Source organism: Vibrio sp. YT-15 (assembly GCF_033337445.1).
GTDB lineage: Bacteria > Pseudomonadota > Gammaproteobacteria > Enterobacterales > Vibrionaceae > Vibrio > Vibrio alginolyticus.
Genome location: NZ_JAWOQR010000007.1, coordinates 182,122 through 199,564, shown reverse-complemented (window position 1 = coordinate 199,564; position 17,443 = coordinate 182,122). Strand labels below are relative to the sequence as shown.

The 17,443-nt window shown below is 42.9% G+C and carries 12 protein-coding genes; 7 read left to right on the top strand and 5 right to left on the bottom strand.

The features are described from left to right. Positions 1 to 26 precede the first annotated feature (26 nt). On the bottom strand, positions 27 to 1,379 hold the full coding sequence (locus R7D93_RS15410; protein WP_213868710.1) for a hypothetical protein: 1,353 nt from the start codon (positions 1,377 to 1,379) through the stop codon (positions 27 to 29). A 192-nt stretch (positions 1,380 to 1,571) separates the two neighbouring features. Between R7D93_RS15410 and R7D93_RS15405 the strand changes: the two genes are divergently transcribed. Next, positions 1,572 to 2,405 (top strand): S1 RNA-binding domain-containing protein, encoded by an 834-nt coding sequence (locus R7D93_RS15405; protein WP_017633794.1) that lies wholly within the window; start codon positions 1,572 to 1,574, stop codon positions 2,403 to 2,405. A gap of 283 nt (positions 2,406 to 2,688) precedes the next feature. Here the strand turns inward: R7D93_RS15405 and rsmF are convergent, their stop codons facing one another. From rsmF to R7D93_RS15385, 4 genes are all read right to left on the bottom strand, one after another. Then, positions 2,689 to 4,125 (bottom strand): 16S rRNA (cytosine(1407)-C(5))-methyltransferase RsmF, encoded by a 1,437-nt coding sequence (gene rsmF, locus R7D93_RS15400; RefSeq protein WP_064353943.1) that lies wholly within the window; start codon positions 4,123 to 4,125, stop codon positions 2,689 to 2,691. A 150-nt stretch (positions 4,126 to 4,275) separates the two neighbouring features. Then, positions 4,276 to 6,924: an MlaD family protein gene (locus tag R7D93_RS15395; protein WP_213868712.1), complete on the bottom strand. Its 2,649-nt coding sequence runs from the start codon at positions 6,922 to 6,924 to the stop codon at positions 4,276 to 4,278. Then, entirely contained in the window at positions 6,917 to 8,167 is a 1,251-nt protein-coding gene (locus R7D93_RS15390; RefSeq protein WP_005377429.1) for a paraquat-inducible protein A, read from the bottom strand. The genes R7D93_RS15395 and R7D93_RS15390 overlap by 8 nt, the downstream gene beginning before the upstream one ends. Before the next feature lie 24 nt (positions 8,168 to 8,191). Continuing rightward, a complete protein-coding gene (locus R7D93_RS15385; RefSeq protein WP_225496892.1) occupies positions 8,192 to 9,988 on the bottom strand; it encodes an ABC transporter ATP-binding protein in 1,797 nt (598 codons plus the stop codon). Positions 9,989 to 10,080: 92 nt separating this feature from the next. Between R7D93_RS15385 and R7D93_RS15380 the strand changes: the two genes are divergently transcribed. From R7D93_RS15380 to R7D93_RS15355, 6 genes are all read left to right on the top strand, one after another. Beyond that, entirely contained in the window at positions 10,081 to 10,554 is a 474-nt protein-coding gene (locus tag R7D93_RS15380) for a GAF domain-containing protein (protein ID WP_005377433.1), read from the top strand. A 97-nt stretch (positions 10,555 to 10,651) separates the two neighbouring features. Then, the gene (gene proQ, locus R7D93_RS15375; RefSeq protein WP_005377435.1) at positions 10,652 to 11,278 is read left to right on the top strand and encodes an RNA chaperone ProQ; all 627 of its coding nucleotides are present in this window, start codon (positions 10,652 to 10,654) and stop codon (positions 11,276 to 11,278) included. A 17-nt stretch (positions 11,279 to 11,295) separates the two neighbouring features. Beyond that, on the top strand, positions 11,296 to 13,302 hold the full coding sequence (gene prc, locus R7D93_RS15370) for a carboxy terminal-processing peptidase (RefSeq protein WP_017634279.1): 2,007 nt from the start codon (positions 11,296 to 11,298) through the stop codon (positions 13,300 to 13,302). 194 nt (positions 13,303 to 13,496) lie between these two features. Continuing rightward, positions 13,497 to 14,162, top strand: coding sequence for a hypothetical protein (locus tag R7D93_RS15365; protein WP_213868718.1), 666 nt, complete (start codon positions 13,497 to 13,499; stop codon positions 14,160 to 14,162). A 226-nt stretch (positions 14,163 to 14,388) separates the two neighbouring features. Then, complete coding sequence (gene pepN, locus R7D93_RS15360) at positions 14,389 to 16,995, top strand: aminopeptidase N (RefSeq protein ID WP_213868720.1); 2,607 nt, start codon at positions 14,389 to 14,391, stop codon at positions 16,993 to 16,995. A 65-nt stretch (positions 16,996 to 17,060) separates the two neighbouring features. Then, entirely contained in the window at positions 17,061 to 17,279 is a 219-nt protein-coding gene (locus R7D93_RS15355; RefSeq protein ID WP_005377440.1) for a DUF2835 domain-containing protein, read from the top strand. The last annotated feature ends 164 nt before the right edge of the window (positions 17,280 to 17,443 follow it).

Here is a 17,443-nt window from a genome sequence, read left to right as displayed (position 1 = left end):
TGGCTCGTTTGTTTAAAGGCGTTGGCTTAATTGAGTTCAATCTTCTCGATAGAGACGATTTTGGAGCGATTTAAGACCACTTTCCAGCGGTAATAAACAGGCTCATCGGTGTGGTTGTCCTCTTTGACAATCACATTGAGCAAATGACGTTTCTCTACTGACTCTTTGGTTACTTGACCTTCATTTAAACGGTAAACTCGGTTTGAGCTTTTATCCATCAAGCGGATGATAGGGCGCAAACTGATGTTCAATGTTTCTCTCGTTTGTTCGTAACCACTCAAGAAAAGAGAGGTCGCCATTTCGGTTTTCTCGTGATAATGAAGAATCTGCTCTTCACGTTGCACGACGCGCTTTTTCCGTATTCTTTGAATCTTATCCGGCAAGCTACTTAAGGTGCAATAATCGAGCCACTCCAATTTTTTGCCAACCACTTTTTTCGTCGTTGGATCAACATACTTCTTACGCCATTTTGGCTTGCCTTTACGGATCCATCGCCACATGGCATCGCGTAAATCATCTTTAAAGATTTCTCGTAAAGCGTAAATAAAAGACATCGCGATAATGAATGAGGCAGAAATTTCCCCCAGATAATCGCGAGCGAGAATCACGGTCGAGGTCACGACAACCATCACCAAACCGGTTGCAATACCTTTGATAGCGCGCTTAATGTTGTTACCCATCGATATGGTTTCTTCACGAAGCACGATAGGGTGTTCAATCAATCGCCTTAGCAAGCGCATTTTGTTAGATAGGCGAGTAACGTCTTCAACGACTCTTGATGAGTTGTATTTGTTGAGTTTACGATGGGCTTGCTCTTTCTCACATAGCGTGATCAGACGCTTTTTGATCGTGCCATAGTCGCCTTCACGTGGTAGATGGGCCACCAGTGACAGGAACTTTTGCTCGGTATACCAAGACAGATAGTTATCGATGTTAACGTAGTAGCGTTTTAAGTTCTCTTCATAAGGAATAGAACGCCGCAAGCGCTTTAAGATCTCAAGCGTGAGCTCGATAACTTCGTCCACTTCATCTTCCGTTACGGAGTTGTTCTCATGCTTGTTTAAACTTGCTACCGCTTTGTCTAGTGCGATAACGTATTGGTAAGCGAACAAACTCAAACTTACTCGGTATTGCTGATTCGACAGGCGTCCACGTTTGGCAAGTCGACTGTGTACTAGCGGAAGAAGGATTTCAGTACTGTAATAAGATCGTTGCTGTGTGATTGAGGTGTAATAAAATTCGGATTCACTGATGATATCGGCGTTTAAACCAAGCTCACCAGGTATAAAAAAGTAAATATCTAGGTCGACACTTTTGCTCTTTGCGAGTGCATGACTGATTTTTAATGTTATTGAGTCTTGTTTATCGACGGTGACCAAAGAAAGCTCCTGACTTTGCTAAAGCATTCTTAACTTATGCGTTCCGTTGAGCAGGTAAGTATAAGAGTGCTAAAAGAGTGACTGGGGCATATAGCTGAACGACAACAGCATAACAGAGCACTATGCTTTTCTCTCTGATTTTCTTGTTAGTTTAGGTATAATTCCACGTAAATTTAAAAAGAGACAAAATCAATGATTAAAATTGGTCAAATTAACAGCTTAGAAGTCATTAAAAAGGCTGATTTTGGCGTATTTCTGGATGGCGATGATTACGGTTCTGTTCTACTACCTAGTAAGTATGTACCAGAGGGTACTGAAATTGGTGAGCATGTAGACGTATTTCTGTACTTCGATTCAGAAAGCCAACTTGCTGCGACCATTGAAAGACCAATTGCCCAAGTGGGTGAATGGGGTTTAATGAAGATTGAGGGTGTGAACGCGACAGGTGCTTTTGTAAATTGGGGCATCAAAGAAAAGGACTTACTGATTCCTTTTAGTGAGCAACGCACTCGCTTCTCTGCCGGACAAACCATTTTAGTGTATGTTTATACCGACAAAGCGTCAGGTCGCATTGTTGGTACGACTAAGTTCAATAAATGGTTAGATAAAACTCCAGCGAATTATGAAGTTAACGAGCAAGTTGATTTGATCATCGCAGAGCGTAGTCAACTTGGTTATAAAGCTATCGTTAACGGTAAGCATTGGGGCATGATTTTCCCATCGGATGTTTTTGGTAAGCTTTACATCGGTAAAAAGCTGAAAGGCTTTATTAAGCACATTCGTGAAGATGGCAAAATCGACCTTGCTCTACAAAAAGTCGGTGTGGCGAAAATGGACGATCTTTCTAGTAAGATCCTTGACCTGCTAGAGAAGAAAGGCGGATTTTTGCCTTTGAATGACAAGTCGTCTCCTGAAGCGATTTTTGATGCTTTCCGCACAAGTAAAGGGACTTATAAAAAGACCATCGGTGGCTTATACAAGCAGGGTAAAATTGTCATTGAGAAAGACGGTATTCGTCTAGCGTAGTCCAAACTCACGTATAGCGGATCTGCAGCCAAAAAAACGGCCCAAACTTTTCCTTTTTTTGGGCCTAGGGGAAACGGCTCCGCAGAGCCTGCGCTAAACTTGTCCAACAATAATTTTGTTGGTGAACATAGAGAGAAATGCCACATCAAAGCATTACTTTGATACAACTAGTTTAGTACAGCGTATCCGGATCGCTAGTGAGCCCAGTTGCTTTCATACTTACGAATTAAAAAGCCATCGCAAATACGATGGCTTTTCATTTATTTATGGTTCGTTACGTCTTTTAAAATAAGTTCTTATCTCGTACTAATTCGCGAGGGAGACCATTCTTTATTCGGTTGCTTACCCACTTGCCAAGGCCAATAACTGCGCCTTGATAGGTGACAAGCACTTCGCCTTTACCTGTTTTCATTCCCTCAGGAATGGTTTGTGGGCGAACATCACGCCCCATGTACCATTCGCGCGCTTCTTCAATACTGAGTTCAATGGCGTTGCTTTCAGAACCTGTCGCCAGGGCAGTCGCGACTTGGTGTTGCCAACGGTAGCCATTTTTATGGGCTTCCGCGATCTTTATACCCATACGGGAGAAGCGTAATTCGCCGATCATCGCTTCTAAAGCATTAGGGAATAACCAGACATCTTTATCGCGAAGCCATACAGAACTGTCATTTGGAAGTTTAATACCTAACGCGCTTTGGAGTTGTTGAGCAATTTCTGTCGATTCTTTTTTTGAAGTTTTAGCAAAGGGGAATTTCCCCATGCGCTTTTTGACTTCTGGCGCCTCAACAGCAGCCAGTTTGCGAATTCTTGCAACAAAGAACCCTTCACAGTCGTAGACCTGCGGGAAAATATGCAAAAAGCCTTCTTCAGTTAGAGCCGCATCTGCGTTTTCAAACAAGTTCTCAAGGCTTTCAAACTCTACAGCATCCCCATAGGTTTCTTTCAAGTGATGACAAACTTGTTGGTTTTCTTCTGTACTGAGCGTACATGTTGAGTAAACCATCACACCACCGGGCTTTAATGCATGGAAGGCGCTTTCAATAAGATCTTTCTGTGTGTCAGCGATGTCGAGTACGGAAGCTTGCGTCCAGTTTTTCATCGCATCTTCGTCTTTGCGAACGGTGCCTTCTCCAGAGCAAGGCGCGTCGAGCAAAACCGCATCAAATTGTTCTGGTAGCCAACCGCCAAAAACGCGTCCATCGAAGTTACTTAGTGCGGCGTTACGTACCCCACAACGTTCCACATTAGCGTGCAGTACTTTTACACGACTTGCGGCGTATTCATTGGCCACAAGTACACCTTTGTTGTTCATTAAAGCTGCAATTTGAGTGGTTTTTGAGCCTGGAGCGGCTGCGGTATCTAACACGGCATCGTAAGATTCATCATTCATAAACAGAGCAGATACCGGCATCATCGAACTGGCTTCTTGAATGTAGAATAAGCCAGACATGTGCTCTGCTGTGTTGCCTAATGGTACAACTGACTCGTCCGCTTCAATCCAAAACCCCGAGTCACACCAAGGCACAGGAGAAAGCTTCCAGCCTTTTGTTTCTGCTCGTTCTAAAAACGCTTCAACGCTGATCTTCAACGTATTAACTCGAATACTTTTGCGCAGTGGCTTTTGGCAAGACGCGATAAAGTCTTCCATGTTGAGGTGAGCAGGAAGGATCGTTTGGATTTTTTCCAGAAACGCGTCTGGGATGTAAACATTAGGATGCAATGTGGGATCTCGTTTGCAGAATTTGTGGCAAATAATATACGAAAGCGAAGCAGAAACGAATAGTGACAAGGGCCGAGCATTAAAAAAGAGCAGCGATTGCTGCTCTTTTAAAGTGATCAAACTTCAATTGTACGTGAATTGAGCTTTATTCTACGGCTTAGGAATCGCTGTACGCCATTGAGTCCAACCTTCTTCAGCTTGTGGATACAAAAAGAAAGATTGCCCACTCTTTGCCGCTGGTGGAATAGTCGATTGCTCTGGCGTTGAAAACGCAATTCCTCCGCGAACTAAACTATCAAAGGTTCCCGCTTTGATGTTAGCGCCGGTAAGCCCGATGGAAACATCTACTCCTGAAACATTCCAGAACACACTGTTTTGACGAACGAGGTAAGCGTATTCAGGCTGTATTTTGATAGTCGTGACGATGCGATCAGCAAATTCTCCTAGGCTTACGTCGGTCACTTGGCCAACTTCCATCTGGCGGTAAAGAATAGGGGTACCGACTTGTACTGAGCCTCTTTGTTCACTTTGTAACGTAAACATGATTCCATGCACGCGTTCTGAACTATTTTCTAATTGAAAATCAAATTTAGCTTTACCTTTACCTGGTTCAACACTGATGGATTTCGACACCAACGCCCCGAGGTTTTTAACGCCACCTAAACCAATTTCTGGTTCAGTTAGCCAAAAATGTGAGCCTTCAACCGCAATGTTTTCTACGTATTCAGGTAGGATCCTTGCAGTGACTTCAACCATGTTACGACGAAAATTCGGTACAACCAGAGTGATTTCACCAACTTTAACACCTTGATATTCAATCGGCATTCCTTTAGCAATCTCTTGCGAACCGTCGGTTTCTAAAGCAATGACGCGCCCAAACTTGCGAGCGGTTTTTTGATCAGAATACAGCTTCCAGTTTTCTCCGATTTTGTTTTCAACGCCTGGCACGGAGTCAAAAGCGATGCCACCTTCGATTAACGACTTCAAAGGGTGTGCTTTCACACTGACGCCAGCTAATGATGCATCTATCTCAATCCCTGAACGATTCCAAAAAACGGTTTGTGGCGTTACAAGATAAGCGAAGCGGTTTTCGATAGTAGCCTTAATTAGTACTCCGCCATCAACTAGTTGGAAATCGGAGACGTTACCAACTGGAAGATTACGATAGAGTAGAGGGCTGCCTTTGGAAATCGGCGGCAATTCAGAAGCAAATAGTGTTAGAGCCCTAGAGCCACTTTGATTGTACTGCGCCAATTCAGCCAATGATTCATTTTGGAACAGTTGATACTCTTTTGGAATATCCTGCTTGCCTTCGCTCACAAAACTAATTGACCCGGTTAACAACTGCTTTGCTGGAGGAACGGTAACGCTGAGCCCCGATTCAGTTAACTCTGCTGATGCACTGCCGGTTACATAAAAACGATTGTTTGATTTGATCAGATGTTTGTATTCATGGTCAATCAATACATCCATAAATACTTCGTGTTGTGATTTTTTATCTTCCTTGACTAGGCCCACTTTGATGATAGAACCAACAACGATGCCTTTATAAAGTACATTGGCACCGCTATCTAGGCCAAACGAATTGTCGGACACCAACCGAATCGCGATGGACTTTTCTTGCTGTTGGTTAAACACGTTTTTACGAATGGCAGTAAAGCGGCGAGAGCGTTCACCCGCGCCCGGCACGATCGTTAAGAAGTTTCCTCGCACTAAATTAGCAATGTTTTCAACACCTGAAAGGGACACTTTTGCTTCTTCTAAGACAAATCGAGTACCTGTCGTCAGCATGTCACTAAAAGCGGGTTGAATTGCCGCTGACGCCAATATCACTTCTCGGCCTTCGGAAAGGCTCAAGTCCGTAACTTGGCCAATTTCGATTCCGCGATACATAATTGGAGCGCCTTCTCCGCTGATCTTGCTGTCATCAGGTAGGACGATTTTAACCGCGATGCCTCGACCAGCAGTTTTCAAATCTTTATACAAACGGAACTCGGTGTTCTCTTCTACAGGCTCACCATCATCCGGAGAGTCGACGGCGATGGCGCCACCTAGTAAGGCACTCATGCTTTCTAGTCTTACATCGACACCTTCAAAACCGATGCTGGCACCAATTCCACTGACGTTCCAGAATCGACTGCGGTTGTTAATGATATGTCGGTATTGATCCTGAATGTTGGCTTGAATAGTGATAGATTTTGCATCTTCATCTAGCTGGTAACTGTACACTTCACCGATTGGGATTTTCTTATAAACAATTTGAGAGCCAACCGATACACCACCTAAATCACGGCTTTTGAGCTTAATATTCAAACCTTGAGAAACGCGTAAATCTGTTGGGGCAGAGTCTAACGCATGGAATGTTGTCTCAAACTCTTGACCATCTCCGGGTTGAATCGAGATGTAGTTACCTGAGACGAGCGCATCCAGTCCGGAAACTCCCGTTAGGCTAGCTGTTGGTTTTACTAACCAAAAGCGTGTTTTATCGTTCAGTAACTTTGCAGCTTCAGGATAGATATCAGCATCGACATAAATACTGCCGAGATCTTCGGTGAGGTTAATGTCTCTTACCATGCCGACTTCTAATCCTTGGTAACGGATAGTGGTTCGGCCGGCGACAAGACCAGCGGCATCAGAAAAATAGATTTGCACTCGTTGTCCTGCATCGTGTATCGACTTCACAACAAGCCAGCCAGCTAAGACCATGGTCAAAATTGGCAACAGCCAAAGAGGAGATATGCCTTTACTCCGCTTTACATCTGGTACGTATGACGTTTGAGAACTGTTCTGATTACTCATTCATTGACTCTTTTTCTGATTGTTTTGGGCTTGTTTGGTCCCAGATTAGCCTTGGATCAATACTTTCTGCTGCAAGCATGGTCAATACAACGACAACACCAAATGCTACCGCGCCATATCCTGGTGTGAAATCCAGTATCTGACCACGATCGACTAACGTCATCATGATAGAAATAACAAACAAATCCATCACAGACCATTTACCGATCCATTTAACAACAAAGTAAACCATCATTCGTTGTCTCTTAAACACCGAACGTTTGAATTGGATGCAAAGCATGATGTAGGCGAGCCCAAGTATTTTAATCACCGGGACAACGATACTGGCAACAAAAATGATCGCAGCGATTCCATACATGCCGCTTTTTACCAAACCAGCCACGCCTGAAAAAATAGTGTCCTCCAAACGCTTACCATTGGTAAGCAAGATGGAAATAGGGATCAGGTTAGCGGGGAAGATGGCGACCGTTGCTGCGATGAGGTAAGCCCATGTTTTCTGAATGGAGTTTGGCTTGCGATGATATAACTCGTGATGACAACGCTGGCAATGGTCACCTTCAGGCTGGGACAAGTGGCATTCATGGCAATGCACATCTTTATGCTCAAAAGCATATAAACTTTCTGGTTTCCAAGCTTCCCAATAACGACGCACGCTGATTCTTGAAACTAACAAAACGGTAAATATCTGCAAAAGAACCAGACCAATTAACCCTGGGCCGACGAAAATGTCGGAATAATCTTGGAGTTTAAAACAGGAAATGGCGATGCTAACTAAGAACACATCCAACATAACCCAATGCTTCAAATGTTGAATTAGCCACAGTGAGATACGAAGCCCACGGAACCATCGTTGATGTAAAGAAATATGCGCCGTTACCACTGAAACACAAACCGTCAGTGGCGCTAGAGAGCTACAAAATAGAATGAGCAATGAAAGAAGAACAAATCCTTCTTCCATCAATGTGATCATCCCTGAGGGCAGGGTTGCCGGAATCATCACACCAAAGAGTCGGATGCTAATAAAGTTAAAAAAGTGCGATGGAATAAATAGTAGGATACAGGTTATCGCGACGGCTAGATTACCAGAGAGGCTAGGGCTACCTCCGCGATATAATTGTGTACCACAACGAGGGCAGTGTGCATTTTTGCCATGGGGTAAGTCGACGATGTCGACAGGCAATTCACAACCTTGGCACAAACGTACGTTATTGGGTTGCATGGCGTGCTTAGACAGAGAGGTCATAACGACCTCTCTAGCTTGAACGATTTAAGCGTGGGACTGTATGCCCCCATATAAGGTTTGATATAAGCCTTCTTGCTCAACTAACTCACCATGAGTACCTGTTTGCGTCACTTTCCCATCTTCAAGCACGTAGATCAAATCGGCTTGTTTCACAGCGGATAGTCGGTGCGCAACGATTAATGTTGTTCTACCACGTAAGAACTCGGTCAGTGCTTTGTGTAAAGCCGCTTCAGTAGCGGTATCTAGCGCAGACGTGGCTTCGTCTAAAATAACAAATTGAGGATTACTCAGCACCATTCTAGCAATGGCAAGCCGTTGTCGTTGACCTCCTGACAAACGAATGCCATTACGACCAACTTGAGTATCCAAGCCGTGGTTAAGTTGAGAAATTACATCATGCAGCTGAGCCACTTCAAGCGCACGCCAAAGTGACATTTCGTCAAAATTCCCACCAAGCGTTAGATTATGCCTCAAGGTATCGTTAAATAGTATAGGTTGCTGTAATACCACGGCAATTTTGTCGCGAATTACTTCAAAACCAATATCTTCTGTTAATTCATCATTAAAGCGAATGCTACCGGAGTTTTGACGGTAAACCCCAATAAGTAATTGTATCAAGGTTGACTTACCACCGCCGCTTGCACCAACCAACGCCACTTTCTTTCCTGCCGGCATATGTAAAGAAAGATTATCTAGGACTTTGTTTTCATTATTGTAAGAGAAATTAATGTCTTCTACTTTAACATCAACTTCTCTACCTTCTTTGAAAGGATTTACCTTAGGAACCGGTCTCTGCTCTTCTTCTAACTCTAATAAGTCGTTGATGCGTTTTAATGCGGCTTTAGCGCTGTACCAAGAAAACTGAATCCCAAGCAACTCTTGAACAGGAGAAAGCATGAACCATAGGTAACCAAAAACGGCAAATATTTGGCCAATAGTAAGGTCACTGAACATGACCATTAACATTGCGACAGCTCTGAATAATTCAAAGCCGATCAAAAAGAGAAGAAAAGAAACGCGACCAGCCGCTTCAGATTGCCAAGCATACTTGTCTGCATCAACGCGAACTTGGTTCGCACTGTCTTTGAGTTGTTGGAGGAATTCTCGCTCTTTATTGGCTGCGCGTAGTTGGTAGATTCCATCTAATGTTTCAACCAAACGGTTTTGGAAAATTTCAAAAGAATGATTTTCCTTCCGTTTCAGATGTTTAACCATACTGCCTAGTTTACGTGAGAAGTAAATGACAATAGGGTTAACTAACAGGATAAACAGACCAAGTCGCCAATCGAGCCAAAGTAGAACGATAGCAGTACCAATAACAGTCAGAAAACTGATAACGAATTTTGCTAACGTAGAACCAATAAATTTATCAATGGTCTCAATGTCAGTGATAAGGTGTGCGTTGATTCCTCCGCTACCTTTGGTTTCGTATTGTCGGATGCTGATACGGCCGAGTTTGTCGATCATTTTACTGCGCATCTCAAACGTGATGGTTTTTGAAATAAGCGTAAATTGTCGGCTTTGAAGGATATTTAATCCTTGGCTCGCAGCTCGCATAAGAACAACCAAGAACAGGGTGAAGAAAATATAGCCTGTCGGAGTGTGCCACGCTTCAGGGAGAATGGCATTCATGGCATCTAAGCCTTTTGCAGGTTGGTCCAATAAGACCTCATCAACCATCAAAGGCATGAGGAGGGGAATTGGAACACTAATCAAGGTTGCAAGCACCGCTATCAAGTTCGCTATGATCAGCTTGGACTCGTGCTTTTTTACTTGTGTTATCAACCAAGAACGGCTAATAGTGTCATTTTTCAGAAGCATTGTAATTGAGAATAAGTCCTATTATAAAGTAGGGCTGCATTTTAGCGCCATACATTGAGAATGGAAGCTTTTATAGTAAGTAGGAAGTTAATATGAACTTAGAACAATACCAAAGACTAACCAAACAAGCTGTTGCTCTAATTGAGTCTGAACCAGACTTTATTGCGAACCTAGCAAACTTGAGCTCATTGCTTTTCATGGAACTTGACGATCTTAACTGGGCAGGCTTTTACCTAACAAAAGGTGAAGAGCTTGTTCTTGGTCCGTTCCAAGGAAAACCAGCTTGTGTTCGTATCCCAATGGGTCGAGGCGTCTGCGGTACTGCTGCACAAACTAATACTATACAAAGAGTATACGACGTTCACGAATTTGAGGGGCATATTGCGTGCGATGCAGCGAGCAATTCAGAAATTGTGATTCCATTTTCTATTAATGGAAAGGTGGTTGGTGTACTTGATATTGATAGTCCAAGTATTGGCCGATTTAATGAAACAGACGAAGAAGGTCTCACTCATTTCATGGTTGAAGTAGAAAAGCTGCTTAATTCACACGCGAACGACGCATAAATTAGCCTTCGAGTGTGGTTTTTCCTTGGCATGTCACTATAATACGAGAATATTTTTTCTTAATGCTCGCGGAAATCCGCTCAAATCAGGACCCCTCATGACTGAAAAGTTAAAAAACAGCAAAGAAGTTATTGCATATATTGCTGAATGTTTCCCTAAGTGCTTTACTTTAGAAGGTGAAGCAAAACCTCTGAAAATTGGTATTTTTCAAGATCTTGCGGAACGTCTAAATGAAGACGAAAAAGTAAGCAAAACACAGCTTCGTGCAGCGTTAAGACAGTACACTTCATCATGGCGTTACCTACACGGTGTAAAACCAGGTGCAGTACGTGTAGACCTAGATGGCAACCCTTGTGGTGAGCTAGAAGAAGAGCACGTTGAACACGCGAAAGCGACACTTGCAGAAAGCAAGGCGAAAGTTCAGGCTCGTCGTAAAGAACAAGCACAAAAAGCTCGTGAAGAGGGTAAGGCGAAAGCGAAACCTGCGGCTAAAAAGCCTCAACAGCCTCGTCGTACTAATAAACCAAAAGTACAAAAACCAACTAAGCCTGTAGAAACGCGCGCTCTAAATGCTGATGAAATCACAGTAGGTAACGCAGTTAACGTGAACATGGGCAAAGGAAACATGGCAGCGACCATTGTTGAAATCAATAAGGATGATGTACGTGTTCAACTTGCTAACGGCCTACAAATGGTTGTGAAAGCGGAGCACTTGCGCGCATAAAGGAGATACTCCTACGCATGAATTGCCGTTCAAAAGTGACCCTGATTGCTGCTAGCTTATGGCTAGCAGCATCAGCTCAGGCTCTTGAAGCCAAACTACATAAAGATGACCTGCCGGTTCTTTCTCCTGAAGTTCAGCATGAAACAGCTAGCAAACGAGTCACCTCGCGATTTACCCGCTCTCATTATAAGCACTTCAGCCTCAATGATGATTTCTCTAAAGCGATCTTTGAACGCTATGTAGAGTTGCTTGATTACAATAGAAATATTTTCACTCAAGCAGACATCGATTCATTTAAAAATTGGTCAGTCGAGCTTGATGATCAGCTTAAATCGGGCAACAACCAAATTGCTTTTGATGTTTACAACCTCTCAATGCAGAAGCGCTTCGATCGTTTTGCTTATGCGTTAACTCTACTCGATGAAGAGATCAAGTTTGATACCGATGACGAGATAGAGTTAGACCGCTCTGAAGCCGCATGGCCAAAAGACGAAGCAGAGCTCAACGAGTTGTGGCGCAAGCGTGTGAAATATGACGCGTTAAATCTGAAACTGACTGGCAAAGAGTGGCCAGAGATTAAAGAAGTTTTAGAGAAGCGTTATAACAACGCGATGAAGCGCATCACACAGACCAACAATGAAGACGCATTTCAGTTATATATGAATGCCTTCGCGCGACAGGTTGACCCTCATACAAGCTACCTTTCTCCACGTAATGCCGAGCAATTTCAATCGGAAATGAACCTTTCTCTAGAAGGCATCGGCGCCGTTTTGCAAATGACAGACGATTACACAGTAATTCGTTCACTTGTTGTTGGCGGTCCGGCATCAAAGAGTAAGCAACTTGGTGAAGGGGACCGAATCACTGGTGTTGGACAAGACGGTGAAGAAATTGTCGACGTGATCGGTTGGCGTCTGGATGATGTTGTTCAGTTAATCAAAGGCCCTAAAGGCACAAAGGTTAATCTACAGATCTTGCCAGAAGGTAACGATGCTAAGAGTTACATTGTCACAATTGTTCGTGACAAAGTTCGCTTAGAAGATCGTGCGGTTAAGTCAGAAATCATCGAAAAAGACGGTAAGAAGATTGGTATTTTAGAAGTACCAAGTTTCTACGTCGGCTTATCGAAAGACACCGATAAATTACTAGCTGAGTTGAAAACCAAAAACGTTGACGGCGTAATCGTTGATCTACGTAACAATGGTGGTGGTGCGCTAACAGAAGCGACGGCATTGACAGGTTTATTCATTAAAGAAGGTCCTGTAGTTCAAGTTCGTGACAGCTATGGCCGCATCAAGGTGAATGCCGATACCGATGGAAAAGTGAGTTATGATGGCCCATTGACGGTGTTGATTAACCGCTACAGTGCTTCAGCATCTGAAATTTTTGCAGCGGCAATGCAAGATTATAATCGTGCAATCATCTTAGGTGAAAACTCTTTCGGTAAAGGTACAGTTCAGCAACATCGTTCACTGAATCATATTTACGATCTTTTCGATAAAGAGCTAGGCTACGTTCAGTACACGATTCAGAAGTTTTATCGTATTGACGGTGGAAGTACGCAAAATCGTGGTGTTGCACCAGATATTTCGTACCCAACGCCAATTGAGGCTTCTGAAACAGGTGAAAGTGTTGAAGACAATGCTTTACCTTGGGATCAGATTGATAAAGCACAATATCAAACGTTTCCAAGTAACGACGCCTTAGTTGAAAAACTTACTGCTCTTCATAACAAGCGTATTTCTGATGAAATGGAGTTCCGCTTTATCAATGAAGACATCGAGAAATATCGTAAAGAAAAAGACGATAATACTTTGTCTTTGAACGAAAAAGTTCGTAAAGCTGAATCGGATAAAGCGGAAGCCCTTCGATTACAACGCATAAATGAACGTCAAGTTGCTTTGGGTAAAAAAGCATTCAAAACATTGGATGACATACCAAAAGATTACGAGGCTCCTGATGTTTATTTAGATGAGTCTGTCGCGATTATGGTCGATCTACTTAAGCAGGAAAATCAGTCATAATAACTGGCAATTTAGAATAAAAAGAGTGAGTCTTTCAGATTCACTCTTTTTTTATGCCTTTTTGTCTTCCGCTGTCTCGATATCGAGCAAGATATTCGCTTATTTTCCCCCAATAATTTACGTGATCTACATCTAAAATTTCGCGAAAGTGAGGACTACTGGCTAAGCTAAAAGAAAACGATAAGGATGCCGATATGAAGTGGTTCTTTATTTTACTTAGCTTTTGCTGCTTTAGTGTGTTTGGTGGAGAAAACACCAGAGAAGATGAATTAAGTTACTTTGACACGCCGTTTCTCATCGGAGACTGGTATTTGATGAACCCAAACCCCGAAGAGTCGGCTGAAAACTTTCGTGCGATCAAACTCTCATTAGGTTCTGACTACAGCTTTTCTATTGATATTCAAAAGAAAGACTATTCCGTTGACCATTGGGAAGGGCTGTATAACGCAAATGAAGACACCATCGTTCTTGGTTTAAACACCGACGAGCCTCAAATTTATGCCTATCGCAACAACCATAATACGCTTGATCTTAATGGTGTAACATTCACTAAGGGATTATCCAATTCACTTGCAGGTATTTGGTCTAGCTCTCACGTATCTGGCGACGGTCTAGTGGCCAACAACATTAATCAGATGGATTTGATACTTCAACCTGATTTCGTGTTCATGTTTAGGGTTTCGAACGAAGAAGGGGATGAGTCCATCAAACAAGGTGTGTTTTACACAGAAGATGAGTTTCTGGTTCTGTTGTATGAAAATGGCGAGCATGGAACCACGTATAAGCTCAACAAGAATGAGCTAACGATCGAAGATTCCAATGGTGATATGTACGCCGTACTCAATAGAGTTACGCCATGATGCCTTTAACATACGCCAAATTACGCGTGCGTACGGTAAGTCATTAATGTTGTTTAAATGTTAATCAAAAAACGGAGCTAGAGCACTAAAAGCTCCGTTTTTTGATGGAAAGACTTGTATTCTGATACCACAACCCCTACAAATAGCTTATATAGTGATACCAGAACTGCATTTTTGATCATGCAGTCTGGTATTTTTGTTGTTCGACATACAAGGATTTATGCTCATGTCTCAAGCTCCCCAGGCCAAATATCGTAAAGATTATAAAGAGCCATCTCATGCGATTACTGATATCGATCTTACTTTTGATCTATATGACAATGACACAATCGTTACGGCGATATCAAAAGTTGCTCAAAAAAGCGATACAACAACGCTAGAACTCGATGGCGAAGGGCTTGAGCTACGCGCTGTAAAAGTAAATGGTGAGGATTGGGCTCATCACGAGGTGAAGGAGTCATCGCTGGTACTGACCGATCTTCCATCCGAGTTTGAACTTGAAATCGTCACCAAAATTGATCCTGAAGCGAATACAGCACTCGAAGGTTTGTACAAATCAGGCGGCGCATTTTGTACTCAGTGTGAGGCTGAGGGCTTCCGCCGTATCACGTACTATCTAGACCGTCCGGATGTTCTAGCAAAATACACAACAAAAGTGATCGCAGATAAAGCGGCTTACCCATATTTGCTGAGCAATGGTAACCGAATTGCAGAAGGTGATGCAGAGAACGGTCGTCATTGGGTTCAATGGCAGGATCCGCATCCAAAACCAGCTTACTTGTTCGCCCTTGTTGCAGGCGACTTTGATGTATTGCGTGACAAATATACAACGATGTCAGGTCGCAGTGTTGATTTAGAAATCTTTGTTGATAAAGGTAACTTAGATCGTGCAGGTCATGCGATGACATCGCTGATCAACTCGATGAAGTGGGATGAGGAACGCTTTGGCCTGGAATACGATCTGGATATTTACATGATCGTTGCTGTTGATTTCTTCAACATGGGTGCAATGGAAAACAAAGGTTTGAACATTTTCAACTCAAAATATGTTCTGGCGAATGATCAAACTGCGACAGATCGTGATTATTTAGGCATCGAAGCTGTGATCGGTCATGAGTACTTCCACAATTGGACTGGCAACCGTGTCACTTGTCGTGACTGGTTCCAACTAAGTCTAAAAGAAGGCTTAACCGTATTCCGTGACCAAGAATTCTCTTCTGACTTAGGCTCTCGTGCTGATAACCGTATTGATAACGTACGTATTATTCGTGGTCCTCAATTTGCGGAAGATGCAAGCCCAATGTCTCACCCGATTCGTCCTGACAAAGTCATTGAGATGAATAACTTCTACACGCTAACGGTCTATGAAAAGGGCAGCGAAGTTATTCGTATGTACCATACACTCCTTGGCGAAGAGGGCTTCCAAAAAGGAATGAAACTTTATTTTGAACGTCACGATGGTACCGCCGCGACGTGTGAAGACTTTGTTTCTGCAATGGAAGATGCCACCGGTGTTGATTTAAAACAGTTCCGTCTGTGGTACAGCCAATCGGGTACACCAACGCTGCGCGTAAATAGCGAATACAACGCTGATGCAAAAACTTACGCACTAACGGTAGAGCAATTTACGGAGCCGACGCAAGACCAAGCAGAAAAACAAGCGCTGCATATTCCGTTCGATATCGAGTTGTATGATTCGAAAGGTCGAGTTATCCCACTGGTGATTAACGGTGAATCTGTTCATAACGTGCTGGATATTAAACAAGATAAGCAAACGTTCGTATTTGAAAATGTCGAAGAACAGCCAGTGCCATCTTTGTTGCGTGAATTCTCGGCACCAGTCAAATTAGAATACGATTACAGCGATGACGAGTTAGTCTTCTTGATGAAGCACGCAACGAACGATTTTGCTCGATGGGACGCTAGCCAAATGCTATTGGCTAAATACATTCGTCAGAATGTGAAAAACGTTCAAGCGGGACAAGAAGTATCGCTTTCTGAAGGTGTGATAGATGCTTTCCGCGGTGTGCTGTTGGATGAAACGCTTGAGCCAGCTTTCATTGCTCAAGTTTTCTCTATGCCTTCAATCAATGAGATTACTGGTTGGTACCAGCAAATTGATATCGATGCCGTAGACAAAGTGCTAAACAGCATTACAGTGTCACTTTCTAAGGAATTAGAAGATGAGCTAAGTGCGACTTATCACACGCTTAAGCAAACAGAGTATACGATCGACCATGCTGCTATTGGCAAGCGTGCTTTACGTAACCGTTGCCTTCAGTACCTAGCATATACGGAAAAAGGTAATGATTTAGTCAACGCGCAGTACGCATCTGCAAATAACATGACAGATACGATTGCTGCGATGAGTGCCGCAAATAACGCTCAGCTCGAGTGTCGTGAAGCACTTATGGCTGATTATAGCGATAAATGGAAGCACGATGGTTTGGTTATGGATAAGTGGTTTGCACTTCAAGGTAGCAATCCTGCAGAGGATGCTCTTGAAAAAGTAAAAGCAACCATGAACCACGAAGCATTTAGTTTGAAAAATCCGAACCGTACGCGCAGCTTAATTGGCTCGTTCTTAAGTGCGAACCCTGTACGTTTCCATGATAAATCCGGTGTAGGTTACCAGTTTGCCGGTGAAATTCTTCGCCAACTAAATGATTCGAACCCACAAGTAGCTTCTCGAATGATTGATCCTTTGCTTAAGTTCCGTAAATACGATGAAGCTCGCCAAGCAATGATTCGTGCAGAACTTGAAAAGCTCAAAGCAATGGATAATCTTGCTAAAGATCTATTCGAAAAAGTGACTAAAGCACTAGACGAATAGTAAACAAAACAATAGGGTGGTCATTTAGACCACCTTATTTGTTTATGTCACTTAGTTTTCACTTCATGAACTATTACTACTTCAATCTCAACATTTCATATCAAACGTTTTTATCTCATTATTCTGGTGCGGCAAGTGTTGTTCAAGTTGTCACACACAACGGTTTGCGTTTGCAGTTACCCGCCGCGAGATTTAGACCATTTCTTAGTCAATTGGGCGTTAGAGGCCAGTTTAGACTAACAACTGACCAAAATAATAAGTTTCTTAAGTTAGAAACTCTGTGATGTATTGTATTTGCAGAGAGTTAAATAGGAATCTTAGTCACAGAATCGGACATTTCACCTCTTACCACTACGATTAGTTGTTAAACATTTGTAATTATGCTTTTACAATGGGCACATGCATTACCTATGCTTAGTTTCTAAGGTAACAACCTAGCTACTAAGTC

Coding starts and splice junctions, on each gene's coding strand:
- R7D93_RS15405 (WP_017633794.1), top strand. CDS start 1,572: ATGATTAAAATTGGTCAAATTAACAGCTTAGAAGTCATTAAAAAGGCT.
- R7D93_RS15395 (WP_213868712.1), bottom strand. CDS start 6,924: ATGAGTAATCAGAACAGTTCTCAAACGTCATACGTACCAGATGTAAAG.
- R7D93_RS15390 (WP_005377429.1), bottom strand. CDS start 8,167: ATGACCTCTCTGTCTAAGCACGCCATGCAACCCAATAACGTACGTTTG.
- R7D93_RS15385 (WP_225496892.1), bottom strand. CDS start 9,988: ATGCTTCTGAAAAATGACACTATTAGCCGTTCTTGGTTGATAACACAA.
- R7D93_RS15380 (WP_005377433.1), top strand. CDS start 10,081: ATGAACTTAGAACAATACCAAAGACTAACCAAACAAGCTGTTGCTCTA.
- proQ (WP_005377435.1), top strand. CDS start 10,652: ATGACTGAAAAGTTAAAAAACAGCAAAGAAGTTATTGCATATATTGCT.
- prc (WP_017634279.1), top strand. CDS start 11,296: ATGAATTGCCGTTCAAAAGTGACCCTGATTGCTGCTAGCTTATGGCTA.
- R7D93_RS15365 (WP_213868718.1), top strand. CDS start 13,497: ATGAAGTGGTTCTTTATTTTACTTAGCTTTTGCTGCTTTAGTGTGTTT.
- pepN (WP_213868720.1), top strand. CDS start 14,389: ATGTCTCAAGCTCCCCAGGCCAAATATCGTAAAGATTATAAAGAGCCA.
- R7D93_RS15355 (WP_005377440.1), top strand. CDS start 17,061: ATGAACTATTACTACTTCAATCTCAACATTTCATATCAAACGTTTTTA.